This window comes from Campylobacter sp. MIT 12-8780 (assembly GCF_006864535.1).
Taxonomy (GTDB): domain Bacteria; phylum Campylobacterota; class Campylobacteria; order Campylobacterales; family Campylobacteraceae; genus Campylobacter_D.
This window is the reverse complement of sequence record NZ_QHLL01000001.1, coordinates 112,849-136,863: the sequence shown is the minus strand read 5'-3', so window position 1 is coordinate 136,863 and position 24,015 is coordinate 112,849. Positions and strand designations below refer to the sequence as shown.

The window sequence follows — 24,015 nt, the reverse complement described above, 5'->3', positions numbered from 1 at the left end:
TGAATTGATAAAGATTAAAAAAAAGATGAATTTAAGCTTGCTTTTCTTGCAGACTTTTAAATTTATCCATAAGCGTTATTCTTAGCTCATCAGCCTTTGCTTCGCCCTCTTTAAGATATGTTTCTATCACACTTTCAAGTGTTTTTAAAAACTCAAAAAGCTCATTTTGCCACACTTCATCATTTTTTTTGCTTAAATTCATCGTTTGTATAAAGGTGAGTTTTCTGCTTAAATCACCAAGTTTTTCTAAAAATTCAGCTCTTAAGTTTTCATCTTTAAGCAAGCTTAAATCAGCTTCTATTTGGCTTTTAAGCTCGCCTATTTTCTCATCGATAAAATCGCAAAATTCAGGATATAAGCTCGTTTTTATAGGCTCTAAAAGGGTTTTTTCATCGATTTGCAAAGTAAGCTTTTTGATAGCAAAATAAAGCATCAAAAACGCCACAGCAGCGATAAGTATATAAATACCCACGCTCATACTAAATCCTGCCCTCTATAAGGCACACTTTTATAGCCCTCATCAAGCAAGGCGTGCATTCCGCCTTTAAGATTGATTGTGTCTATACCAAGTTTTGCTTTGATTAAATTTGCTGCAGCAGCGGAGCGAAAGCCACTTGCACACACAAGGGCTTGAGTTTTACTTTCATCTCTTAGTCTTTGAAATTCTTTGATAAAATCTGGATTTGGCGAGCCATTGCTTAGGTTAAAGCTTAAAAGCACGGCTCCTTCTATCACTCCGCTTTCTCTCCATTCGCTTTTATTGCGTATATCAAAGATCTGATAATCCTTTAAAATTTCCTCGCTAATCATTACGCTTTGAATCATTGCAAGGCTTTCAAAACGATTTTACTTAAGCTTTGGTTAAACTGGGCTGGGTTTTCTATCCCCATACCCTCGCTTAGTTTTGCCATAGTTAGAAGAATTTCAGCTATGTCAGGAGCATAAGTTGGGTTATTTTTAAGCTTTTCAAAGATAGGGTGTTTTGGGTTAAGTTCTAAGATAGGCTTGATGTGCTGTTCTTGTCCCATTTGTTTTAAGAGTTGTTGCATAGCAAAATCTGGCTTGTTTTTATCATACACTATACAACTTGGGCTTTCACTTAGCCTTGAAGTAGCGCGCACATCATCAACTTCATCTTTTAAAAGTTCTTTAAATTGCGCTAAGATAGGTGCAAACTCTTCTTGAGTTTTTTCATCAAGTGGGGTTTCATCAGCTTGCTGGTTAATCGCTACAAATTTAAGCCCCTCAAACTCAGGCAAGCTTGGTGCGATGATAGTATCGATCTCATCATCAAGTAAAAGCACTTCTATATCTTTGCTTTTATAGCTTTCAAGCAAAGGCGAGCTTTTAAGCAAACTTTCATTTGTCCCACAAATATAAAAAATTTCTTTTTGATCCTCTTTTAAGCGACTTTTGTAAGCTTCAAGACTAGTTAGCCCCTCAGCTTTTGTGCTTTTAAAGAGCATAAGTTTGATTAAATTTTCTTTATCATTACCAAAGCCGTAAAGCCCTTCTTTAAGCACTTTACCAAAGGTAGTAAAAAATTCTTTGTATTTTGCTTCATCTTTTGTTTTAAGCTTGGCTAGCTCGCTTAAAATTTTCTTTACGCTTGCTTCTTGCACGGCTTTTAAGATGACATTTTCTTGTAAAATTTCCCTACTTACATTAAGCGGTAAGTCCTCAACATCAATAATCCCACGCACAAAACGCAAGTAACTAGGCATTAGTTCTTTATCATCATCACTGATAAACACGCGTTTAACATAAAGCTTAAGCCCACTTTGATAATCTACTCTGTAAAGATCAAAAGGAGCTGTGCTTGGTATGTAAAAAAGGGTATTATATTCAAATTTACCTTCGCTTTTGGTGTGGATATAAAGCAGTGGTTTTTGACTATCATGAAAGGTTTGTTCGTAAAATTTCTCATAATCTTCAGCTTTTAAATTTGCTTTATTTTGTCTCCAAAGAGCATTTGCGGTGTTAATTTGCACTATTTTTAGCTCTTTTTTAGGCTCTGGGCGTGGATCTTGCTTTTGTTCTTCTTCGGTAAGTGGGATAAATTCTTCTTTTTCCATAAAAATTGGAAATTGAATGTGGTTTGAGTATTTTGCGATGATAGTTTCTATGCGGTAAGGGTTTAAAAACTCATCATCATTTAAAAAAAGCGTGATGGCTGTGCCTTGTTCTTCTTTTTTTGCTTCTTCTATCTCATAGCCCTCAGCTGTGCCTGTCCAAAGATAAGCTTTATCATCAAGGGCTTTTTTGCTTAAAACTTCGATTTTGCTTGCCACCATAAAGGCTGAATAAAAGCCAACGCCAAATTGTCCTATGAGTTGGCTGTCTTTTTTAGCGTCCCCGCTTAAATTCGCTAAAAAGCTTTTGGTGCCGCTTTTTGCTATGGTGCCAAGATGATTGATAAGATCGTCCTTATCCATACCTATGCCATTGTCGCTTATGCTTAGGGTTTTTGCCTCGCTGTTAAATTTGATGTCTATGCGGGGTGTGAATTTTAAGCTTTTGTATTTGTCATCACTCACACTGAGATAAGTAAGTTTATCAAGGGCATCGCTTGCATTTGATACAAGTTCTCTTAAAAAAATTTCTTTGTTTGAATATAAAGAGTGAATCATAAGCTGTAAAAGCTGATTGACTTCAGTTTGAAACTGCATTTTTTCTCCTTGTTTTGCTGAATTTAAAGGCTGATTGTATAATAAAAATTTAAATATTTTGCTAACGCAGTTTTTTGCTCTTTTTCCTAAAAAGCTAAAAGAAAAATGTTTTTTGCCGATTTATTTGCTAGGAAATTTAAGACAAGGCAAAGGATATGGATTTTTCAAGGCTTAATGCAAGTTTAAGAAATTCTTTGGTGTATAAGAGTTTTGATTTTAGCTTAAATTTAAAGCCAAATATACTCAATGACAGCTTCAAAGCAAACTCAAGCACACCAAAAAATGCCACAAATGAAGCAAGCATAGAAGAGAAAAAAGCCTATGAAAAGGTTTTTACGCAAAAAGTTGATAAAAAAGTTCTTGACGCTGAGCGAGGTATGACAACGATATATTTTCGCGATCCCATTACTCAAAAGCTGACAAGAAGTGCTTTAAGCACTGAAAGTCTTTCAAGGCTGGGGCAAGAATTTGATCAAAAAGAACTCACAAGAAGAAATGATGGCTCTTATATCTTAAGCGGAAAGGCTGAAAATTTCATCGCTGGTTGGTATGCGGATATCGCTTATGCAAGGGGTTATTTAGCTGCTGATAAGGACAAAGATGGCTATTTTAGCACAGCAGAGCTTGAAAATACAAGGGGTGGTTTTACTTTAAATGGCTTTAAAAACGCCTTTGGAGAAGAGTTTTTAAATAGCTTTGAAGTCAAATCTTATATGAGCCTAGCTCTTGAGGATGTGCAATCTTTTAAAAACACAACTCACACCGGCGAATACGGCTCTAAAACTATAGGACTTGAGCTTGATAGAAGTTTAAAAAATGATAAAAATTTTGATGGCAAGATCACTTATGAGGAAAGTGGGGCGATTGAGGCTGAATTTGGCGATGAAACGATCGAGAGTGAAGATGAGCTTTTCGTGAGCTTAAGGCAGATCATCAAGCTTTTTTCAGGCGGAACTGAGACTTTGGATTTAAAGATAAAAGATGTGCTTGATAAGCTTGATAAAGGCGTGAAATATGATGAATTAGAAGAAGCCGAGAAAAGCCTTTTGAAGATGAATTTAGCACAAGAACTTTTTGATGAGAGAAAGGCTGAGGACGGCACAACTTATCTTGAGTTTAACGAGGGTAAATTCAAGTCTTTTTATGAAAATTTCGTGCAAAGTTTTAAGCTTAAATCTGCTAAATTTTTAGGACTTTCAGCAAACGAGGCTTCAAAGCTTGATTATGAAAAACTAAGCACCATAGTCAAAGAACTTAACACTACGATGATACAAACAAACTCAACAAGTCTTGATGATGTCAATGCTATCATGGGGCTTAAAAAGGTTGATATGATTGTTTAGGTTTGTGGGGTTTTAGGAGATTTAAGCTTTATATAAGAAAATTTATGTTTAAATTCAGCTTTTTAAAATATCTATAAATTAGGAGTTTTTATGAATTTTAGTCTAAGGGGGGGGGGCATTTAGTTTTTTCTTTATCTTATTTTTTTTGCACTTTTCCTTATTTTTATCATTTCTTCATTTCTTTTTATTACTCGTTTTTTACATTCTTAACTTTTAATTATTTTAATCTACAAAGGAAAAACAATGCAAACACAAGAAATTAGAGATTTGGTTTTTAATGCTGTGAGCAATCTTGGTGTGGAGCTTGATATTGAAGCTTTAAAAGCGCCAAATTTAAACACTTTGCTTTATACTAGTGGAGGTAATTTAGATTCACTTGGCTTGGTTGGCTTTATCAGTGAATTAGAAGAGCTTATTAGTGAGGAATTTGGTAAGGATATTATCCTAGCAAATGATAGAGCAATGAGTGCAAAAAACTCTCCTTTTAAAGATATAGCCTCACTTATAAGCTATATTGAGGAGTGTGTTAATGAGAACAAGTAAAAAACTTATTCTTATTAGTGGGACACGAAAGGGCATAGGAAAATTTTTAAGTGAGTATTTTTTAGAACAAGGTTTTATAGTTTGTGGTTGTTCAAGAGGCAAGGCAAGCATTATACATGCTAATTATAGGCATTTTGAGCTTGATATAAGTGATGAAAAAGCTGTAAAAGCAATGTTAAGAGCTATTAAAACCGAGTTTAAAACTATTGATATATTGATTAATAATGCTGGTATAGCTGCTATGAATCATATTTTTACCACTCCGCTTGATACAGCTAAAAGGGTTTTTGATACGAATTTCTTTGGCACTTTTTTACTTTGTAGAGAGGTTACAAAGATGATGAGTTTAGCTCAAAAAGATCATTTAAGGCAAAATGCTACACCTTTAGCTTTTCGTATCATTAATTTTAGCACGGTTGCTGTTGGTTTAAGATTGGAAGGTGAAGCTGTGTATGCAGCAAGTAAGGCAAGCGTAGCTTTATTTACGCAAATTTTAGCTAAAGAAATAGCCCCTTTTCATATCAGTGTAAATGCCCTTGCACCTACACCAGTGCGAACCGATTTAATTAAAAATGTTCCAGATCATAAACTTGATGAGCTTTTAGAAAAACAAGTTATTAAAAGATTTGGCACTTATGAGGATGTGCTTCACGTCATAGAGTTTTTTATGAGTGAAAAAAGCGAATTTATTACAGGACAGGTGCTTTATTTAGGGGGCGTAAATGGCTGAGTTTAAAAATGCCTTTTTGCAAAAACTTTTAGATTTTAAAGAAAACACCGCTTTAATATGTGATGATGAGTTTATAAGTTATGACGAGCTTTTGGCTTTGGTACAAGATTTTGTTAAAAGCTTACAAGCACTTAAGGTAAAGCATATAGCCTTAGTAGGCAATTTTGATAAACAAAGTATAGCCATGCTTTTAGCTTGCTTAGAGTGTTCTAAAATTGTTGCTTTAATACATGAAGAAGATAAAGACTTTATACTTAAAGCAAGTGAGGCTCAATGTGATTATATCTTTAAAGAAGGCATTTTAAAGCCTTTTAAGGAAGAAAATTCAGCTAAAAATCAGCTTTTTGATAGACTTAAAAATGAAGCTGGCTTAATCATCTTTTCAAGTGGAACAACCGGCAAGCCAAAGGTTATAGTGCATAATTTAACTACGCTTTGTGCTAGTTTTTTGCATAAAAAACCTAAAAAACTTTGCGTGTTACTTTTTTTGATGTTTGATCATATAGGTGGGTTAAATACCCTTTTAAATTCTTTAGCTATGGGAGCTTGTGCAGTAGCACTTAAAAATAGAAAAGATATTAAAGCTCTAGCTTTAGCTATAGAAAAATACAAGATTTCCCTACTTCCTGCTTCAGTAAGTTTGCTCAATCTTATGCTTTTAAGTGGGGTTAAAGATGAGTTTGATTTAAGTTCTTTAAGAATGATAAGTTATGGCACTGAAAAAATGCCAGATTCTTTACTTGTAAGGCTTAAAAAGGTATTTAAAGGGGTAAAATTTCACCAAAGTTTTGGCACAAGTGAGGTTGGAATTTCTCAAAGCAAAACTTATGAAAATGCTATAAAGCTTGAAAATATGGACTATAAAATCATTAATGGTGAACTTTTTTTAAAATCACAAACGCAAAGTTTGGGTTATTTAAATGCTGATAATTCTGTTTTTGATGAAGATGGGTATTTTGCTACTGGGGATTTGGTTGAGCTTTTTTATAAAGATGGGGAGGAATTTATCAAGATTATAGGCAGGAGCAAAGAACTTATCAATGTGGGTGGAGAAAAATGTTTGCCAAGTGAGGTTGAGGATATTCTTTTAAGCTTTGAAGGTATAGAAGATGTTCTTGTTTATGGGGCAAGTAATGCTCTTACTGGACAAAGTGTAACGGCTAAAATTGTGCTTCATTCAAGATTGAAAGAACTTCCTAAAAGTGAGCTTAGAGCTAGGATTAAAGCTTTTTGTAAGGATAAGCTTGCAAATTACAAAATCCCTAGCAAATTTGAATTTGTAGATGAATTAGAGCTTACAAATAGAGGCAAGAAAGCAAGAGCTTAGAAGGTGCATTATAAAAGATAAGATATATACAAAGGATTTTAAGTGAAAAAAATTGTGATTTTAGGATCAAGTAATTTTTTAAGGGTTGGTGGTATACGATCTGCTTTTATACAAGATGAGCTAGAGCTTTATAATTTTTCTTTAGCTGGAATGGATGCAATAGCTAAAATTTCTGATATATTCCGCCATAAAGAGCTTATGTTGCAAGCTGATTTGATCATTGCAGAGAGCAATTTGATTGACAATACTAACTCACATACCCCGCTAGATCATGCTGTGCGTAACATATATTGGCTTATGCAAGAGCTTTATAAATTGCAGAGAAAGGTTTTGATTTTAATCTTACCTTTTAAAGATGATGATAGAGTGAAAATTACCAATAAAACTTATGCCAAACTTGCTTTTGATTATGGCTTTAATCTTATTGATATGTATAGCTTTTACAAAGAAAAAAATGTGCTTGATTTTTATATGAATAAAATCGATCCTTTTCATGAAATTAATGCTATTATGCAAGAATTGGGTCGAAATATCGTTGAAAATATAGACAATTTTCACTTCCCAAAACAAGATAAATATTTGCATGAAAATCCAAATTTTAAGCTTTTAAGTGCAAAAGATATGATATGTCAAGATAAGCTTTTAGCTGAACACAAGAAAGATTTTTTTGCAGATGAGCTGGTGTATAAATTAAAAGCTGGAGTGAGGCTTTATTTTCCAAGTGAATTTAAAAATTTTATGCCTATTTGTGTGCGGACTTTTTCTCAAGATAAGCATACAAGATATGCTAATGCTTTTACAACTTATTCAAGTTTTATTTTGCAAAATAAAACCCAAAGACTTATTAAAGCTGTTGGGCTTATCCATGAAAATAATAGCATAGATTTTAAGTTTGTTATCGATGAACAAAGTTTTGTGGAATTTAATGCCAAAAATGAGGCATGGAGTGAACGAAGTCGCCATACAGCTTTGCGTGATAATACTTATAGTGTACTTGATTATGTGGATTTGATCGACTTTTTATGTGCTGATAATTCTGGAAAATGGGAATTTGAGCTTTTAAAGGCAGATGAAGAGCTTATAAAAGATGAAAAGTATGATTTTTCTTATCTTGTGCCTGATGTGGTATTTTATAAAACTTTGATAGAACAGTGGTGCGAACGTACAGATAACCTAAAGGCTCGCCCATTGAACGAGAAAATTACAGCCTTACAAGCTGAGATTCAAAAAACAAAAGCTGAATTAGAACAAAACTTAGATATCAAAAAACAAAATTTAGAGATAAAAAACTTGCAAGCTGATTTATCTTTAAAACTCGCTAAAGCAAGAAAAGAGGCAAAAGAACTAGGACTTAGCTTGCAGGATTTACCATTTGAGTTTATTTATATAGAAGAAGAACAAAGTGCTAAGCAAAGATTGCAAAATCATCTTGCTTTTAAGCTTGGACAAGCTTTTATCTTAAACTACAAAAGCTTTTTGGGTATTTTGCGTTTGCCCTTTGTGTTAAGCTATATCAAAGAAAAGCATAAAGCAGAGCTTAGCCCAGCTAAGATCAAATTAGAAGAGCTTAAAGACTATAATCAAGCCTTGAGTATAAAACAGAGTCTAAGTTATCAGCTTGGCACAGAGCTTATGAAAGCTTATAAAAATTGGTATAAGGGTGGATTTATAGCCTTTGTTTTCAAGGCTAAGGCTTTGCAAAAAGAATTTAAAAGAAAAAAACAAGCTAACTTCATAACGAAGTAAAAGGCTTAAAAGCATTTAGCTCTTTCATCATCAAGCCTTGTTTGCATTTTTTTTCTGGTGTTTTCAAGCCAGCTTGCCTCGCTTGTATCTACGCAGGGTAGGGCGATGAGTTTGAGTGTGCCACTGCCTAGGGCAAAAGCTTTGCTATCAAGGATTAGGGCTGAATCAACGATGAGTATGGGTTGGACTTTTAGGCTTAGCTTTTCAGCTAGCACCTTTGCTCCACTTTGAAATTTAAGCATTTTTGGCGTCTTTGAGCGAGTGCCTTCTGGAAAGATGGCTAAAACACGATTTTCGCTCAGTCTTTCTTTTGCTTCTTTTAAGATACGCACCAAATCTCTTGGATTTTTTCTATCTATGCAAAGAAGTTTTGGTTTTTTCATCGCAATTTTAAAGATAGGAAGCTCGCCAAGTTCTTTTTTAGCGATCCAGCACAAATTCCTTGGATATAAAGCCTCAAGAGCGATAATATCAAGCATTGATTGATGATTCATAAGTATCATTTGAGCGTTTGGATCAAATTTGCCCTCTAGCTCATAATCAAAGCCAAAAACCTTACCTTGCAACTTTGCCCAATTTTTACGTATGCGCCAAATTTTATCTTGCGAAGAAGTGGTATAAAAGCAGATAAATACCACCAAAACACTTATGATGAAAAAAAACAAATACAAAAAGGCTTTAATTTTCTTGCAAATCTTTTTCATCTATCCAGCCTATAGCTCCATCTTCAAAAAGCACTTTGATATAGTTTTGTCTTTTTGCAAGCACTTCGACTTTTTCATCTTGTTTGCTTGTTCGAAAATAAGTTGAATTTGCAGTTGGTAGAATTTTAGCATTGGCACCAGATTTTACCACACCTGTTTGTGTATCTGTGCCGATAAAAAAACTCAATGCAAGCACTAAAATAGCAATGCCTAAAGCGATATATGAGCGTTTAAAGACAAAAAACACAAAACATAAGCCAGCTACGATCCAAAGCCCAAGTTGTTTGTAAAAAACAAGATCGTTATTTTTGGGATTTAAATCACTTTGCGTGCTTACGCTTTCATCAGCACTTAACTCAACAGCTATGCTTAGCGTCTCAAGTTTTTGGGTGTTGAGGTTAAAGTATGAAAAATCAAGACTTTTTTTATTTGGTGCAAAAATGGCTGAGTAAAAAGCAATCGAGCTGTTAAAATCGCCCCTGACATTGTCTATCCTTTGCTCGATCAGCGTTTCATCTTTAAGATGAAAATCGTTTAAGTTTGCATTTTCGCCCCGAAGCTCGACAATCATCATTAGATTTTTATCATCAAAATAGCTTGTTCGCGTGCGTTTTACTGAAAGATCGTTTGCTACGATTTGCGAATAATTTTTATCAGCATTCACGCGTTTGAAATTTAAAGGCTCTAAAAGTAGGCTTGAGCGCTGAAAAACCTCTTTGTTTCTACTTAGCGCGACTTCTATGCTTTCAAGTTTTGCATTTGAGTTTTGAGCTTCAAAATAAAGCTTTATGTTGTATTCATCGCCATTTTTTTGCCATTTTGCCTCTGGATTTAAAAAAACAAGTTCTTTGTTTTTGTTAAAAGAAAGTTCAAAGTCAAATTCAGTATTTTCAGTCGTTTTAGCGCTGAGTTCTAGGCTAAATACCTCGCCTACAAAATATTGTTTTTTATACTCTTTTGCACTTAAGACTAAAGAACTTGTCGCTATATAAGTGTCTTTGATATTTTCTTCGTAATTACCCATTTCATCGCTTGGGGCTATATTTTGATAAATTTGTTTTTGTTTATCATCAAGACCAGCAGCAAAAGCTATAAAAACAGCAAGACAGAGTAAAAGGAGTTTTTTCATCACATAAAGCCTTTAAACATTTTCAGCCCAACTTCACTTCCAAGCAAGCCTTCACAAGCTCTTTCAGGGTGAGGCATAAGGGCAAATATGCGTTTTTTCTCATCACAAATTCCAGCTATATCATCTCTTGATCCGTTTGGATTATCAAGATATTTTAAAAGCACCATATCTTTGTCATAAAGGTAGTGCAAGGTATCATCATCAGCGTAAAAATTTCCCTCTCCATGTGCGATAGGCAGGCTGATAATCTCATCTTTTTGGAAGTTTTTTAAAAAAGCATTATCATTTGAGATGATTTTGAGTTTTTGCATTTTTGAAACAAAGCTTAAGCTTTCATTATGTTTCATCGCTCCTTTTAAAACGCCAAGTTCAAGTAAAATTTGAAAACCATTGCAAATTCCTAAAACAAAACCACCTTTTTTAATATGCTCTTGCAAGGTTTTAATGGCTGGTGAAAACTTCGCAATAGCTCCAGATCTTAGATAATCCCCATAAGAAAATCCCCCAGCAAGCACGATTAAATCAGCCTCAAAGTCAGTTTTTTCATGCCAAATGATCTGCGTTTTTGCACCAATTTTCTCAAAAGCATAGGCTGTATCATGCTCGCAATTAGTCCCTGGAAACTGAAGTATAGCCACTTTCATAACACGATCTCATAATCTTCAATAACGCAATTGACTAAAAGCTCCTCGCACATTTTTTTGGCTTCTTCTAGGGCTTTTTCTTTGTTTGTTTGATCAAGTTCAAGTTTGATTTGCTTGGCGATTTTTACCTCGCTAACCCCATTAAAGCCCAAAGCGTGCAAAGCCTTTTCAACAGCCTTTCCTTGCGGGTCTAAAACTCCATTTTTTAAAGATATATTAATGATGATTTGCATGATATTTCCTAGCTTAAAATTCGTTTTAAAACTTCTTCATACGCCATTTTGACATTACCTAAATCCTGACGGAAACGATCCTTATCAAGCTTTTCATTTGTTGCTTTATCCCAAAAACGACAGCTATCAGGGCTGATTTCATCAGCTAAAACAAGTTCGCCCTCAGGATTATAACCAAGCTCGATTTTAAAGTCAATTAAACGCAAGTTTTTGCTATCAAAAAACTCAAGCAAAATGGCATTGATTTTTCTTGCTATGTCTTTGATCTTTTCTATATCTTTTTCATCACGCACTAAATTTAAAAGCTTGCAATGCTCATCATTGATAAAAGGATCGCCTAGTGCATCATCTTTTAAACAAAACTCAACCAAAGCAAAAGGCAGTTTTGTGCCGTCTTTTATGCCAAGTCTTTTTGTAAGTGAGCCAGTAGCGACATTACGCACTATGACTTCTATAGGCACGATTTGGCATTTTTGCACGAGTTGTTCGCTTTCATTTAGGGTTTTAATAAGATGAGTTTTTATGCCTTTGCTTTCTAAAAGCTTAAAAATTTGTGTTGAAATTTGACAATTTAATGCCCCTTTTCCTTGTTCAGAACCTTTTTTTTCAGCATTAAAAGCAGTAAGATCATCTTTAAATTCGCTAATTAAAGCATTTTCATCATCTGTTGTGTAAAGCTTTTTGCCTTTTCCTTCATAAAGTAGGGTTCTTTTTTGCATGATTTTATCCTTTAATACTTAAGATTTTAATCGCATCAACGGCTGATTTAAGCTGTGCATCATCATAAATTTGAGCTTGAGTGATGATATTTTTATCAGTTTTTGAATTTGTTTTTTTCTCATTTGGCTGAATTTTTTCAAGCTCACTTTCAAGATGAAGTTTTAAATCACTTTCTTTAATGCTAAAATTATTATCAACGACATTGACTTTACCAGCTAGAACCTCAATATCTGGTTTAACGCCCACTGCTTGTATAGTGCGCCCACTTGAAAGATAATACCTTGCCACCGTTAGCCTCAAAGCTTGGGTGTTGCTTAGCGGGATAATGCTTTGCACGCTACCTTTGCCAAAAGTGTTTGTGCCGATGATGATGGCTCGCTTTAAGTCTTGCAAGGCTCCACTTACGATCTCGCTTGCACTTGCACTACCTTCATTGACAAGCACAACTAAAGGCACATCAGTAAGCTTTTGTCTTGGATCGGCTGGGTATTCTCTATTGTCAGCTTCATTTTTGCCTTTTTGTGAGACAATCACGCCTTTATCGACAAATAAATTTGTAAGTCCAACAGCTTGATCTAAAAGCCCGCCCGGGTTGTTTCTAAGATCAAGAACTATACCTTTGATTTTTGGATTTTTTTGGATTTGCTTTTTGGCTTCTTCGCTGACTTTTTTATCAAAGTTTGTTACTCTAAGATAGAGTATGTCCTCGTTTTCAATAAGCTTTGAATACACGCTTTCTATCTTAATAATCTCTCTTGTAAGCTTTATATCAAAAGGCTTTTCGCCACCTTTTCGGTAAATAGTAATGTTAATCGTGCTTTTTGGCTTACCTCGCATCTTATCAACGGCGTCATTAAGGTTCATTCCCAAAGTCGCTTCGCCATCTATCCTTAAAATCACATCGCCAGCTTTTATACCAGCCTTATCAGCTGGTGTGCCCTCAATCGGAGCGATAACGCTTAAAACCCCATCTTTCATACCCACGCTTATGCCAAGTCCGCCAAATTCACCACTTGTTTGGATTTTTAAGTCTTGAAAGTCCTTTTCGTTGAGAAAAGAAGAGTGCGCATCAAGATTAGAAAGCAAGCCAGAAAGGGACTTGTCGATCAAATCGCTGATATTTTCATCATCAACATAGTATTGCTCGACTATGGCAAGGGTTTTTGTGTATTTTTCTAAAGCATCAAGGCGTTTTTGCACTTGATCCTTGCTATAAGGCTCGTTTGGCTTTGCACCAGCTTGACTTACAAGAAAAAAACAAATCAACAAGGTGCTTGCAAAGCCTAATATATTCATCAAAACTGCTTTAATTTTCAAAATAAACTCCCATTTTTTCTTAAATTCAAAAGCTTTATTTTAATCAAATTTCTTTAAAAAATCGTAAATATCTTTAAAAAGAATGCGATTTTAAGCTAAAATACTTTAAAAACTTTTAAATTTTAAGGACAAGCATAATGCATACTCATTCTAAAGGGCATGATAGGGCGATGATTAACCGCTTAAGCAAGAGTATAGGGCATTTAGAAAGTATTAAAAAGATGATAGAAAATGGCAAGGATTGCTCTGAAGTGCTTATACAACTTGCCGCAGTAAGAGGCGAGATCAATAATACCGGCAAAGCTATCTTAAAAGAACACTTAAGCCACTGCATAATCCACGCCATAGAAGAAGGCGATATGAAGCGAGTTGAAGAACTTGAAAAAGCCATTGATAGTTTTGTGAAGTAAGTTTGCGAGTTATTACGAGAAATAAGGCAATAGATACATTAGTATTTTACACTTTTTTCTTTTTAAACTCCTTTTTTAATTTCTTTGCTTTAAAATAAAATTTTACCAATCCACCCTTATACCAAGTTTTACTCGCTTTTATAAATTCAAGTCCAAGTCTATAAGAAAAAAAGTTCTGCACCTTTAAAGCCTCATCATAATCAGCATAAGTTTCAAGCAAGGGTAGTTTAAAACTAGGATTTGAAAAGATTAAATTTTCATAAGCCTTTTTAGACTTTTTATGCTTTGATTTGATACTGAGCAAAGTAAGATAAAATTTAGGATTAAGATAGAAAAATTTTGATTTTGAGTATGACATAAGAGTAGTTCCTAATTTATAGGCAAGTTGATTTTGCACTCTTAAAGCTGCTCCTTTTGTTTGTTTTAGACTTATAATCTCATTTTGCAAGGTTTTGTTTTCATTTTCAAGTTTAGTAATGGTTTGATTTAAATTTGAGATTTGAATTTGGAGCTCTTTAATTTCACCTTGTTTTTGTATAAAAAGTTGTGTGATGCGATTTACATAATTTTGAAATTCTTTGTCTTTAAGTGTAAATTTTAGTCCAAGAAGCTCATCTTTGAAGATAGGTGTTGTCAAGGCAGTGTTCCACCATGATTGTTCTAAAGATATGATTTCTTGCATTAAATTCAAATCCCATTGAGAATCAAAAATTGTATTCCATGGTTTATAGGATATAAAATGGACAACTTTAATACTTTTCATAGAGTTTTCATATTCGCTTTTTGTATATAAAATTCTATTGTTGTATTTATTATCATCCAAAGTTTCAAGTTCAAGAAAATTTGAGTCAAAAAAGTTAAATTTTAGAGGTAGTTTTATGTTTTTGTCCTGTGCAGCTTTGTTAATGATACATTGTTCTGCCCACCTTGGGATATAGTTTTTGCATAAATAAAAGCATTTTTTTTCAAGTTGATTTGTTCTCCAAAATGCTAAATTAAGAAGCATCATTCCTGTATTAAAATAACTTTCATTTGTGTTTAGGGGCATGTCTGCTAAATTTTGATTTTTTGCAGTAAGTACATTATGATTTGAACCTTTATAGTCCAAAACACTAGCTATAGCGTTATCTTTTAGGTCAATATGAAAAAATTCTCTTAAATCTGCAATAACAAGCATATCTATATCAAGATAAAGACAAGTTTTTATGTCATTTGATAATGTTGAAGATATTGCCATTTTATAATAAGTTGCAGAAGTATGTTTTGCAGCATGAACTCTAGCACAATCTTTAAATTTTTCATTATTCATGAAGTATATGCATATTTTGCATGGGTAAATTTTACTCAATTCGTCTTGGAGTTCATTAAGTTTTTTTCTAGTGGAATTTGAAATAAAGTCTGTTAAGATGTGAAAAATATAGCCCTCAGTTTTTTCCTCTTCACTTAAATTTTCATAATTTAAGAGCTTATAAGTTATATTTGAATTTTCTTTATCGGTGCAGTGCCCCCCCCCATAGCTGAATTTAAAGCTTCTTCATCAAAAAAATCTTTAAATTTCTTGGAAGTATCAGTGTTTTTGATTATACTTGTCATTAAAACAGCGCAATATTTTATATAATTTTCATCAGCATTAAAGACTATGTGAAACATTGATTTTCCTTATTATCTTAGCTTTGATTAGAGGCTTTTTTAAAAAATATTATATCAAAAAAAATGAAAGTTCAAATTTAATTTTTTATTTTTTCATAAAATTTAAAATTTTTACTCAAAAAACTTGACAAAACTAGACTAAAGTTATATAATGCACTTTATATAAAGTTTGAATTTTTGGCTGGATTTGCAAAGTCTTTTATCTGGCTTGAAATTCATGATATAAAGGAGTAAAAAATGGCAAATTTACAAGATTTTTTAACTGATTCTATGTTGGCAAATGTTGAAAGTGCAGCTTCTTTGGCTATCCATGCTAAAAATACTGAAGTTGTGCCTTTGCATCTTTTTTGGGCTTTGAGTGTTGATAGCACCAGTCTTTTAAATCAAGTGTTTAATAAAATGAATGTCTCAAAAGAAGCCGTGCAGCTTGAGATCAAAAGCAAGATAGCAAGTTTAGCCACTTCTTCTAATGTAAATCGTGAGAATTTGCGTTTTTCAAGTGAGTTTATTAATTCTTTAGAGCAGGCTAAGGGCTTGATGAGTGCTTGGGGGGATAGTTATTTAGCTGTTGATACTTGGCTTTTTAATGCAAGTGAGACAAGTCCTATTAAAGAAATTCTAAGTAAATTTCTTGCTTTAAGCGAGTTTAAAAAAGAGCTTGAAAGCTTAAGAGCAGGGCGAAAGATAGAGAGCAAAACAAGCGATGAAACCCTTGATGCCTTAAATAAATTTGGCATTGATCTTACCTTAAAAGCAAGCGAGGGCAAGCTTGACCCAGTCATTGGACGTGAAGAAGAGATAGAAAGGCTCATGCAAATTCTCATACGCAAAACCAAAAATAATCCTATCTTACTAGGAGAACCCGGAGTTGGCAAAACTGCCATAGTAGAAGCCTTAGCTCAAAGGATAATCTCAAAAGATGTGCCAACTAGCCTTCAAAATAAAAAGCTCATCGCCCTTGATATGAGTGCTTTAATCGCTGGAGCAAAGTATAGAGGCGAGTTTGAAGATAGGCTGAAGTCTGTGGTTAATGAGGTGATTAAAAATGAAAATATCATTTTATTTATCGATGAAATTCACACCATAGTAGGCGCTGGGGCAAGTGAGGGCAGTATGGACGCTGCAAATATCTTAAAACCAGCCCTTGCAAGAGGCGAGCTTCACACCATAGGTGCAACGACTTTAAAAGAATACCGCAAGTATTTTGAAAAAGACGCAGCCTTACAAAGAAGATTTCAACCAGTTAGCGTGAGTGAGCCAAGTGTCAATGAAGCTTTAGCCATGCTTAGAGGTATAAAAGAAAAGCTTGAAATTCATCATAATGTCCGCATTAGCGATTCAGCTTTAGTTGCGGCTGCAAAGCTTTCAAAGCGCTATATTGCAGATCGCTTTTTACCTGATAAGGCTATTGATCTTATAGATGAGGCTGCAGCTGAACTTAAAATGCAAATAGAAAGCGAGCCAAGCTCTTTAAGAAAAGTGCGAAAAGAAATAGAAACTTTAGAGGTGGAAAATGAAGCCTTGAAAATGGAAGGGCAGGATAAAAATGAAAAAAGGCTTGCTGAGATAGAAAAAGAGCTAGCCAATCTCAAAGAAAAGCAAAAAGAGCTTAATTCACGTTTTGAAAATGAAAAGGCTGTGTTTAATGCCATCAGTGAAAAGAAAAAGGAAATCGATACTCTTAAAAATGAAGCAAGTTTAGCTAAAGCTAAAGGCGAGTTTCAAAAGGCAGCCGAGCTAGAATATGGCAAAATTCCAGCCCTTGAAAAAGAGGTAAAAGACTATGATGAAAAATGGCGCGCTATGAGCGAGGCTGGGGTTTTGCTTAAAAATCAAGTTGATGAAGATTTAGTTGCTGGAATTTTAAGTAAATGGACAGGCATAAGCGTGCAAAAAATGCTGACTTCTGAAAAGCAAAAGTTTCTACAAGTTGAAGAGCATTTAAAACAAAGCGTCATAGGACAAGATAAGGCAATGAAAGCTCTAGCAAGAGCCATCAAACGCAATAAAGCTGGGCTTAATGATAGTAATAAGCCAATTGGAAGCTTTTTATTTTTAGGTCCAACAGGAGTTGGCAAAACTCAATCAGCTAAGGCTTTGGCTAAGTTTTTGTTTGATGATGAAAAGGCAATGATACGTTTTGATATGAGTGAATTTATGGAAAAACACAGCGTTTCAAGGCTACTTGGCGCGCCTCCGGGTTATGTAGGACACGAAGAAGGCGGAGAGCTTACTGAAGCCGTGCGTAGAAAGCCTTATAGCGTGCTTTTATTTGATGAGGTGGAAAAGGCTCATCAAGATGTTTTCAATGTGCTTTTGGGCATACTTGATGATGGCAGGGCAACTGATAGCAAGGGCGTGAGCGTGGATTTTAAAAACACCATTATCATTTTAACTTCAAATATAGCCTCAAATGCCATTATGACTTTAAAGGGCGAGGAGCTTGAAAGTGCGGTAAAAACTGAATTAAGGAAGTTTTTCAAGCCAGAATTTCTAAACCGACTTGATGATATCATCACTTTTAACGCTTTAGGTAATGATGAAGCCTTTGAGATCGTAAAACTACTCTTTAAAGACTTGCAAAGTTCTTTAGCAAGCAAGGGCATAGAAGCAAGCTTGAGTGAAAATGCCGCCCTTTTCATAGCCCAAGCTGGCTTTGATCCTGACTTTGGGGCACGTCCTTTAAAAAGAGCCATTTATGATCTTATAGAGGATAAATTAAGCGATATGATACTGAGTGATGAGCTTAGTCTTGATGATAAAATTTTAATCGATGCTGATGAGAAGGGTATAGTGATTAAAAAGGTTTAAAATCTTAAGGCATAGGCTTTTTGCTTGTGCCTTAAAACACTCAAGTAAAAACTTCTTGAAATTTCAAAAATGCCTTGTGATGCAATAAATTTACTATAATGCCAAAGATAGAAATACAATATGATGAACTCTTAAGAGGTAAGAATTTTGGAAGCCGTATCAATACAGATGGGTTTGTAAGCTCTCTTGGGAGTAAGTCTTTGATAAATTTGATGAAGGTGCTGTATTTTTGCGATAAAATAATTAAGTTAGAAAATATAAACACTAAAAAATTTGATCTATTTTTAGTGTTTTGAAAATAAATTTAAAATAAACAAAACAAAGATATTTTTTGATTAAAGAAATACTCGCCTTGTTCGCAATGCTGAAAAAGGTAAATTTTTTCTCGGCGGGTTTGGATGGTGTTTTGTCAACATAGATTTTGAATTTTTGAACAAAGCATAAATATTTTGCTTTATTAATTATTTTTAGGTAATATTTACCACTTTAAGTTGCTTTTAAAGAGCTACTTAAAAATCAATTATGAAAGGTTTCTTATGAAAAAGACTTTACTTGTGGCAGCTACAGCTGCGACTTTCTTTACAGCTTGTGCGACAACTCACCCTGTTGGTATGGCTTTTACAAACGCAAAGCTTCCAGTTGAAGCGACTTCAAGCGTAGGTGCTTCTAAGGAAGGAAGAGCAACTTGCAAGAGTATTTTGGCTTTGGTGGCTATTGATGATTGCTCAGTTGCGACAGCAGCGAAAAATGGCGGTATCACTCAAATTCAAAGTGTGGATTATGAAGTTAATAACATACTTGGAATTTATGGCACTTACACAACTATCGTAAAGGGTAAATAACCCATGTAATAAGGCAGGATTAAACTTCCTTGCCTTTTCATTTTTCTACCTTACAGCTTTTTTCTTACTTTTTGCCTTTTACAATAAGAAAATATCCTCTTTAAAAGAGCATCTCATCTTCGCCAAGCGAATGTATGCTTTTTTGCGGGAATGGTGATTTGGGTGTGTAGTATTCACTTTGTCCGTTATACATACCTTTTTTTACCTTATCTGGCACGCTAAATACGCGTTTTGTTTGTGGATAAAGTTTGATATACTCACTTAGAAAAGCTTTAAACACAGGAGCAGCTGTTCTTGCACCACCTTCTATCCTTTTAAGTGGTTTGTTATTGTCATTGCCGTACCAAATGAGTGCTTCAATCTCTGGAGTAATGCCTACAAACCAAGTATCTATACTTTCATTGCTCGTGCCAGTTTTTCCAGCTACTTCTATGCCAGCTACTCTAGCATTGCTACCAGTGCCGCGATTGACAACATTTTTCATCATATCAAGCGTTAAAAAGACTTGTTCAGGCTCAGCGACTTTTGTAGCATTGCTTTCAAAGCTTAAAATGATCTCATCATTGGCGTTTTTAACATTTTTAATGATAAGAGGCTCTTCAATAACGCCGTAATTTCCAAACATAGAATAAAACTTAGCAAAATCTAAAGGTGAAATTCCAAAACTTCCAAGCACTATGCTTAAATCAGCTGGAATTTTATCAGAAAAGCCAAAGGCAAGCATTCTTTGATAAAGCACATCAAGTCCTATATCAAGGGCTAAATTTATAGTCGCAAGATTTCTTGAACGCGTTAGAGCATCTTTAAGCGTAACAAGTCCTTGCAAGCTTCCGCCAAGATTGCTTGGTTTCCAGTCTTTTTCTCCATCTGCTCCTTCAAATACACGAGAGATGTCAGCAACCTCGCTCATAGGATTATAACCTAGATCAATGGCGATTTGATATACAAAAGGTTTAAAGGTGCTTCCGGGCTGTCTTAAGCTTTGAGTGGCTCTGTTAAAATTACTTTTATTGTAATCAACCCCACCAACAAGGGCTAAAACATCGCCATTTTGATGATCCATCACCACCATAGCCCCATTTAACACGCTTAAATTTGCATCCTTATCGCGTTTTACTATCTCATCATAGCCAAATTTTAAAGCATTTTGAGCAAGTTCTTGCACGTTTAAGTCTATGTTAAGTTCTATGTTATAACCAGCACTTTTAAGATCAGGCAGGGTAGGGCTGAGCCTTTTAATCACTTCATCAACCACATAAGGAGCTGCGTTTTGAGTGAGCGTATCATCATAAATTGTCGGCACTTCGGCTAAGGCTTGTTTGTATTCAGCTTCGCTGATCCAGCCAAGGTTAAACATCCTTTGCACTACAGCATTTGCCCTTGAAAGAGAAAGATTTAAATTCCTTGTTGGATCATAGGAGCTTGGGGCTTTTGGCAAGCCTACAAGTATAGCGATTTCTTTTAAGCTTAAGCTATCAAGTTCTTTTCTAAAATACCCTCTAGCAGCAGTTTTAACCCCATAATATCCATGTCCAAAAAAGATATGATTTAAATAACGTTCGATGATTTGTTCTTTGCTGAGTTCATTTTCTAGCTTGTATGCAAGCAAGGCTTCTTTAATCTTTCGTGTAATGGTTTTTTCTGGAGTAAGCTCGGTATTTTTGATAAGCTGTTGCGTAAGCGTTGAAGCTCCCTCAACTGCTCGTCCAGCTTGTATCATCTTAATCACAGCCCTAGCAATAGCGTCTATATTTACCCCATCATGCTCAAAAAAAGCCGTATCTTCTATAGCTACTAAGGCTTCAATCAGTCTTGGTGGAAGCTCATCATAATTTGCATAAAAGCGATGCTCTTTATCAAAGATATTGGCTATAAGTTTGCCATTTCGATCAAAGATTTGCGTGGTTAAATTTGGCTTAAAGTCTTTAAAAATGTAGTTTTCAACTCCAGCATTTGAAAACAAAACAAACACATAAATGCCTCCTGCTAAAACCAGAAGCAAAACCAAAGAAAATAAAAATTTAAATATTTTCGTCATAGATACGCCTTTAAAATGGATATATCAAGCCCTAAGGCTGTGCTTAGCTCGCCTTGAAGCTTAAGAATGTATTTTTTATGAAAGCCCTCGCATTCCACGCAACCTGCCTTACCAAGATAGGCTTTTGAAGCGATAAAAGCCCTAAGTTCTTTTTCTTCAAAAGGAGCGAGTGTGAGTTTTGCTAGGCTTAAAGCAGTGATTTTTTTGTGTGAGCTAATGCTTAAAGCACTGATAATACTTAGTTTTTTAGCATTTTGCAAGCTCAGCATTTCTAAGGCTTCTTCATCATTATGAGCCTTAGTCAGTATAATATCATCAACGCTAACTATACTATCTGCAAAGACTATGCTATCATTTTTTTCATCAAAGTTAGCTTTTAAAGCCTTAAATTCTTTGCTTTTAAAGAAAAGCTTTTCTTTAAGCTCAAGCACTTTTTGCACATAAATTTCTGGCTTTAAGTTTTTATCAACACTGCTTTCATCAAAGCTTACTTGAAGCTGTGAAAACTCAAAGCCATTTTGCTTTAAAAGCCTTGCTCTTGAACTTGAGCTTGAAGCAAGATAAAGCATTAAAGCTCTTTTTTGATGAGCTCAAGCCCAGCTTGTAAAGCCTCATCAAGCTTGCTTAAGTCTTTACCTCCAGCAGTAGCAAAATCAGCCCTGCCACCTCCATTGCCCCCAGCTACGACAGCTGCACATTTAACAAGCTCGCCAGCTTTTAAATTTGTGTTTTTTACTCCAGCAGCAAAGATAAGCTTTTCATCTTTGATTTGAGCGAGTAAAATCACAGCTTTTTCATGAGCGTTTTTAAAATCATCAATCATAGCTTTTATGTCGCCATTTTGCACCGCTTGCACGCAAATTTTTATACCTTTGATATCTTGTGAGCTAAGCTCATTTTTACTTGCATTTTTAAGCTCATTTTTAAGGGTTGAAAGTTCGTTTTTAAGCCTTTTGATACCAGCTTGTATATCATTGTTTTTAAGCTCTTCTTTTGCATTTTCAAGCTCATTTGTTTGCTTTTTTACCCAAGCATAAGCTGCTTTGCTTACCACAGCTTCAATGCGCCTTACTCCAGCACTTACTCCGCTTTCTTTAGTGATATAAAAGCTTCCTATTTCAGCTGTGCTTTTTACATGAGTGCCACCGCAAAGCTCTTTGCTTGCACCAAGACTTACAACTCTTACTTCATCTTGGTATTTTTCGTTAAATAAAGCTATAGCTCCACTTTGTTTGGCTTTTTCTAGGCTCATCAGTTCTGTTTTTTGCGTATCTGCTTCATTAATCATCGCATTAACAAGCTCTTCTATTTTTTCAAGTTCTTCTTTGCTTACAGCCTTAGCATGCGTGAAATCAAAACGGAGTTTGTTTGCCTCTACAAGTGAGCCAGCTTGAGCGATGTGAGAGCCTAGAATTTTACGCAAGGCATAATGAAGTAAATGCGTAGCTGAATGGTGTCTTGCGATCTGTTCTCTTCTTTCTTTATCGATCTTTGCATTGATATTTAAGCCAACTTCAAGTTCTTCTTTAGCCTCAATTTTACTTAAATTTAAGCCAAAGAATTTTTGAGTATCAAGCACCTTACTAGCCCCCAAAAAGCCACTATCTCCAACCTGTCCCCCACTTGTGGCATAAAATGGAGTGCGATCAAGCATAACCCAGCCAGCCATACCTGTTTTAAGCCCTGAAATTTGTTTAAAATCCTCATCAAGCAAAGCTAAAACCTTACTCTTACTTTCACTTTCAGTATAGCCTATAAATTCATTTTCTTTGAATTGTTCTAAAAGCTCTTTGAAATCCCCATTTACAGCCTTATCTCCGCTTCCTTTCCAGCTTGCCTTTGCTCTTTGCTTTTGCTCATTCATGAGTCTTTCAAACTCAGCCTCATCAAGCTTGAGATTTTTTTCTCTTAGCATATCAGCAGTTAGATCAAGTGGAAAACCATAGGTATCATAAAGCTTAAAGGCAACTTCTCCGCTAAAGATTTCTTGAGTTTTTGCAAGCTCTTCATTAAACATTTCTATACCATTTTCTATGGTGCTTAAAAAACGCTCTTCTTCAAGCTTGATTTGTTCTTTAACAAGCTCTTGTTTTTCTTGAAGATAGGTATAATGATCCCCCATGAGTTTTACAACTACATCAACAAGTTTATGCATAAAAGGTTCTTTAAGCCCAAGCAAATATCCATGCCTTAAAGCCCTTCTCATTATCCTTCTTAAAACATAACCCCTGCCTTCTTTATCAAAGCTTGTGCCTTGAGCAAGTAAAAACACACTTGAGCGTATATGATCGGCTATAACTCTATAGCTAGCCCCACTTTCATAGACATAAGCTTTTCCGCAAAGTTTAGCGATTTCTTCTATGATAGGCATAAACAAGGAGCTATCAAAATTGCTAAATTTACCTTCTTTGATAGCTGTAACTCTTTCAAGTCCCATGCCTGTATCAATGCTAGGCTTTGGTAAAGGCGAGAGCTTGCCGTCCTTGCTTCTTTCATACTGCATAAAAACTAAGTTCCAAATTTCAAGGAAGCGATCCCCATCGCCTCCCATATAATCTTCACTTGAGTTAAAATGCTCCTGCCCTTGATCATAAAAGATTTCACTGCAAGGTCCGCAAGGTCCAGTATCGCCCATTTGCCAGAAATTATCCTTATCGCCAAATTTATAAATTCGCTCTTTTTGAATATGTTCTTGCCAAAGCTCATAGGCTTCATCATCGCTTTCATGCACGGTTACATAAAGCCTATCTTTAGGAAGTTTTAACACTTCAGTTACAAACTCCCAAGCATAAGCAATGGCTTCTTTTTTAAAATAATCCCCAAAGCTAAAATTCCCAAGCATTTCAAAAAAAGTATGATGACGCGCTGTGTAGCCGACATTGTCTAAGTCATTGTGCTTGCCTCCAGCTCTTATGCAGGTTTGACAACTTGTATTTCTTGGTGGAGTAGGGCGAGGCACTTCGCCTGTAAAAATGCTCTTAAAAGGCACCATACCAGCATTAGTAAAAAGCAAGCTTGCATCATCTGGCACTAAGGGCGCTGAAGGGATTATCTTATGCCCCTTACTCTCAAAAAATTTCAAATACTCAGCCCTGACATTCATCATTTTTTCCTTAATTTTTTGCGTTATGATACCAAAAATACTTTAAAATTAGGTAT

At 35.0% G+C, this 24,015-nt stretch carries 22 protein-coding genes; 8 read left to right on the top strand and 14 right to left on the bottom strand.

Annotated elements, in window-relative coordinates; genetic code table 11:
* Positions 1-31 precede the first annotated feature (31 nt).
* From DMB95_RS00680 to htpG, 3 genes are read right to left on the bottom strand one after another with little or no spacing between them, the layout of a single operon-like run.
* The gene (locus tag DMB95_RS00680; protein WP_142930483.1) at positions 32-478 is read right to left on the bottom strand and encodes a hypothetical protein; all 447 of its coding nucleotides are present in this window, start codon (positions 476-478) and stop codon (positions 32-34) included.
* Positions 475-825: a rhodanese-like domain-containing protein gene (locus DMB95_RS00675; RefSeq protein ID WP_137632782.1), complete on the bottom strand. Its 351-nt coding sequence runs from the start codon at positions 823-825 to the stop codon at positions 475-477. Before DMB95_RS00675 ends, DMB95_RS00680 begins: the two co-directional genes overlap by 4 nt.
* Positions 822-2,669, bottom strand: a complete 1,848-nt coding sequence (htpG, locus tag DMB95_RS00670; RefSeq protein ID WP_142930482.1) for a molecular chaperone HtpG — start codon at positions 2,667-2,669, stop codon at positions 822-824. Before htpG ends, DMB95_RS00675 begins: the two co-directional genes overlap by 4 nt.
* A gap of 155 nt (positions 2,670-2,824) precedes the next feature.
* On the opposite strand from htpG, the gene DMB95_RS00665 reads away from it, so the two are divergent.
* From DMB95_RS00665 to DMB95_RS00645, 5 genes are all read left to right on the top strand, one after another.
* Positions 2,825-4,012: a hypothetical protein gene (locus DMB95_RS00665; protein ID WP_142930481.1), complete on the top strand. Its 1,188-nt coding sequence runs from the start codon at positions 2,825-2,827 to the stop codon at positions 4,010-4,012.
* Positions 4,013-4,255: 243 nt separating this feature from the next.
* Positions 4,256-4,555: a hypothetical protein gene (locus DMB95_RS00660; RefSeq protein WP_142930480.1), complete on the top strand. Its 300-nt coding sequence runs from the start codon at positions 4,256-4,258 to the stop codon at positions 4,553-4,555.
* The gene (locus tag DMB95_RS00655; protein WP_142930479.1) at positions 4,542-5,285 is read left to right on the top strand and encodes an SDR family NAD(P)-dependent oxidoreductase; all 744 of its coding nucleotides are present in this window, start codon (positions 4,542-4,544) and stop codon (positions 5,283-5,285) included. The genes DMB95_RS00660 and DMB95_RS00655 overlap by 14 nt, the downstream gene beginning before the upstream one ends.
* Positions 5,278-6,612 (top strand): ANL family adenylate-forming protein, encoded by a 1,335-nt coding sequence (locus tag DMB95_RS00650; RefSeq protein WP_142930478.1) that lies wholly within the window; start codon positions 5,278-5,280, stop codon positions 6,610-6,612. The genes DMB95_RS00655 and DMB95_RS00650 overlap by 8 nt, the downstream gene beginning before the upstream one ends.
* A 42-nt stretch (positions 6,613-6,654) precedes the next feature.
* Complete coding sequence (locus DMB95_RS00645; protein WP_142930477.1) at positions 6,655-8,358, top strand: hypothetical protein; 1,704 nt, start codon at positions 6,655-6,657, stop codon at positions 8,356-8,358.
* Between the two features lie 5 nt (positions 8,359-8,363).
* Here DMB95_RS00645 and DMB95_RS00640 read toward each other — a convergent pair whose 3' ends face one another.
* The 6 genes from DMB95_RS00640 to DMB95_RS00615 are packed head-to-tail and all read right to left on the bottom strand — an operon-like array spanning position 8,364 to position 13,084.
* The gene (locus DMB95_RS00640; protein ID WP_142930476.1) at positions 8,364-9,062 is read right to left on the bottom strand and encodes a lysophospholipid acyltransferase family protein; all 699 of its coding nucleotides are present in this window, start codon (positions 9,060-9,062) and stop codon (positions 8,364-8,366) included.
* Entirely contained in the window at positions 9,037-10,191 is a 1,155-nt protein-coding gene (locus DMB95_RS00635; RefSeq protein ID WP_202921995.1) for a hypothetical protein, read from the bottom strand. Before DMB95_RS00635 ends, DMB95_RS00640 begins: the two co-directional genes overlap by 26 nt.
* Complete coding sequence (purQ, locus tag DMB95_RS00630; RefSeq protein ID WP_142930475.1) at positions 10,191-10,835, bottom strand: phosphoribosylformylglycinamidine synthase subunit PurQ; 645 nt, start codon at positions 10,833-10,835, stop codon at positions 10,191-10,193. Before purQ ends, DMB95_RS00635 begins: the two co-directional genes overlap by 1 nt.
* Positions 10,832-11,068 (bottom strand): phosphoribosylformylglycinamidine synthase subunit PurS, encoded by a 237-nt coding sequence (purS, locus tag DMB95_RS00625; RefSeq protein ID WP_142930474.1) that lies wholly within the window; start codon positions 11,066-11,068, stop codon positions 10,832-10,834. Before purS ends, purQ begins: the two co-directional genes overlap by 4 nt.
* 8 nt (positions 11,069-11,076) lie before the next feature.
* The gene (gene purC / locus DMB95_RS00620; protein WP_142930473.1) at positions 11,077-11,787 is read right to left on the bottom strand and encodes a phosphoribosylaminoimidazolesuccinocarboxamide synthase; all 711 of its coding nucleotides are present in this window, start codon (positions 11,785-11,787) and stop codon (positions 11,077-11,079) included.
* Positions 11,788-11,791: 4 nt separating this feature from the next.
* Positions 11,792-13,084 carry a S41 family peptidase gene (locus tag DMB95_RS00615; protein WP_142930472.1) on the bottom strand — a complete coding sequence of 431 codons (1,293 nt, stop codon included), beginning with the start codon at positions 13,082-13,084 and terminating at the stop codon, positions 11,792-11,794.
* A 158-nt stretch (positions 13,085-13,242) separates the two neighbouring features.
* On the opposite strand from DMB95_RS00615, the gene DMB95_RS00610 reads away from it, so the two are divergent.
* On the top strand, positions 13,243-13,515 hold the full coding sequence (locus tag DMB95_RS00610) for a metal-sensing transcriptional repressor (protein WP_142930471.1): 273 nt from the start codon (positions 13,243-13,245) through the stop codon (positions 13,513-13,515).
* Between the two features lie 46 nt (positions 13,516-13,561).
* Here DMB95_RS00610 and DMB95_RS00605 read toward each other — a convergent pair whose 3' ends face one another.
* Together DMB95_RS00605 and DMB95_RS09510 are read right to left on the bottom strand one after the other, a co-directional pair.
* A complete protein-coding gene (locus DMB95_RS00605; protein ID WP_335890274.1) occupies positions 13,562-14,923 on the bottom strand; it encodes a glycosyltransferase family 8 protein in 1,362 nt (453 codons plus the stop codon).
* 65 nt (positions 14,924-14,988) lie between these two features.
* The gene (locus tag DMB95_RS09510) at positions 14,989-15,165 is read right to left on the bottom strand and encodes a hypothetical protein (RefSeq protein ID WP_185906672.1); all 177 of its coding nucleotides are present in this window, start codon (positions 15,163-15,165) and stop codon (positions 14,989-14,991) included.
* Between the two features lie 237 nt (positions 15,166-15,402).
* On the opposite strand from DMB95_RS09510, the gene DMB95_RS00600 reads away from it, so the two are divergent.
* Positions 15,403-17,976 (top strand): ATP-dependent Clp protease ATP-binding subunit, encoded by a 2,574-nt coding sequence (locus DMB95_RS00600; RefSeq protein ID WP_142930469.1) that lies wholly within the window; start codon positions 15,403-15,405, stop codon positions 17,974-17,976.
* A 536-nt stretch (positions 17,977-18,512) separates the two neighbouring features.
* The gene (locus tag DMB95_RS00595; RefSeq protein ID WP_142930468.1) at positions 18,513-18,818 is read left to right on the top strand and encodes a TRL-like family protein; all 306 of its coding nucleotides are present in this window, start codon (positions 18,513-18,515) and stop codon (positions 18,816-18,818) included.
* A 100-nt stretch (positions 18,819-18,918) separates the two neighbouring features.
* Here DMB95_RS00595 and DMB95_RS00590 read toward each other — a convergent pair whose 3' ends face one another.
* From DMB95_RS00590 to alaS, 3 genes are read right to left on the bottom strand one after another with little or no spacing between them, the layout of a single operon-like run.
* Positions 18,919-20,856: a PBP1A family penicillin-binding protein gene (locus DMB95_RS00590; protein WP_142930467.1), complete on the bottom strand. Its 1,938-nt coding sequence runs from the start codon at positions 20,854-20,856 to the stop codon at positions 18,919-18,921.
* The gene (gene maf, locus DMB95_RS00585) at positions 20,853-21,425 is read right to left on the bottom strand and encodes a septum formation inhibitor Maf (RefSeq protein ID WP_142930466.1); all 573 of its coding nucleotides are present in this window, start codon (positions 21,423-21,425) and stop codon (positions 20,853-20,855) included. Before maf ends, DMB95_RS00590 begins: the two co-directional genes overlap by 4 nt.
* Positions 21,425-23,959, bottom strand: a complete 2,535-nt coding sequence (gene alaS, locus DMB95_RS00580) for an alanine--tRNA ligase (RefSeq protein WP_142930601.1) — start codon at positions 23,957-23,959, stop codon at positions 21,425-21,427. Before alaS ends, maf begins: the two co-directional genes overlap by 1 nt.
* Between the last annotated feature and the right edge of the window lie 56 nt (positions 23,960-24,015).

Coding starts and splice junctions, on each gene's coding strand:
- DMB95_RS00680 (WP_142930483.1), bottom strand. CDS start 478: ATGAGCGTGGGTATTTATATACTTATCGCTGCTGTGGCGTTTTTGATG.
- DMB95_RS00675 (WP_137632782.1), bottom strand. CDS start 825: ATGATTCAAAGCGTAATGATTAGCGAGGAAATTTTAAAGGATTATCAG.
- htpG (WP_142930482.1), bottom strand. CDS start 2,669: ATGCAGTTTCAAACTGAAGTCAATCAGCTTTTACAGCTTATGATTCAC.
- DMB95_RS00665 (WP_142930481.1), top strand. CDS start 2,825: ATGGATTTTTCAAGGCTTAATGCAAGTTTAAGAAATTCTTTGGTGTAT.
- DMB95_RS00660 (WP_142930480.1), top strand. CDS start 4,256: ATGCAAACACAAGAAATTAGAGATTTGGTTTTTAATGCTGTGAGCAAT.
- DMB95_RS00655 (WP_142930479.1), top strand. CDS start 4,542: ATGAGAACAAGTAAAAAACTTATTCTTATTAGTGGGACACGAAAGGGC.
- DMB95_RS00650 (WP_142930478.1), top strand. CDS start 5,278: ATGGCTGAGTTTAAAAATGCCTTTTTGCAAAAACTTTTAGATTTTAAA.
- DMB95_RS00640 (WP_142930476.1), bottom strand. CDS start 9,062: ATGAAAAAGATTTGCAAGAAAATTAAAGCCTTTTTGTATTTGTTTTTT.
- DMB95_RS00635 (WP_202921995.1), bottom strand. CDS start 10,191: ATGAAAAAACTCCTTTTACTCTGTCTTGCTGTTTTTATAGCTTTTGCT.
- purQ (WP_142930475.1), bottom strand. CDS start 10,835: ATGAAAGTGGCTATACTTCAGTTTCCAGGGACTAATTGCGAGCATGAT.
- purS (WP_142930474.1), bottom strand. CDS start 11,068: ATGCAAATCATCATTAATATATCTTTAAAAAATGGAGTTTTAGACCCG.
- purC (WP_142930473.1), bottom strand. CDS start 11,787: ATGCAAAAAAGAACCCTACTTTATGAAGGAAAAGGCAAAAAGCTTTAC.
- DMB95_RS00615 (WP_142930472.1), bottom strand. CDS start 13,084: ATGAATATATTAGGCTTTGCAAGCACCTTGTTGATTTGTTTTTTTCTT.
- DMB95_RS00610 (WP_142930471.1), top strand. CDS start 13,243: ATGCATACTCATTCTAAAGGGCATGATAGGGCGATGATTAACCGCTTA.
- DMB95_RS09510 (WP_185906672.1), bottom strand. CDS start 15,165: ATGTTTCACATAGTCTTTAATGCTGATGAAAATTATATAAAATATTGC.
- DMB95_RS00600 (WP_142930469.1), top strand. CDS start 15,403: ATGGCAAATTTACAAGATTTTTTAACTGATTCTATGTTGGCAAATGTT.
- DMB95_RS00595 (WP_142930468.1), top strand. CDS start 18,513: ATGAAAAAGACTTTACTTGTGGCAGCTACAGCTGCGACTTTCTTTACA.
- DMB95_RS00590 (WP_142930467.1), bottom strand. CDS start 20,856: ATGACGAAAATATTTAAATTTTTATTTTCTTTGGTTTTGCTTCTGGTT.
- maf (WP_142930466.1), bottom strand. CDS start 21,425: ATGCTTTATCTTGCTTCAAGCTCAAGTTCAAGAGCAAGGCTTTTAAAG.
- alaS (WP_142930601.1), bottom strand. CDS start 23,959: ATGAATGTCAGGGCTGAGTATTTGAAATTTTTTGAGAGTAAGGGGCAT.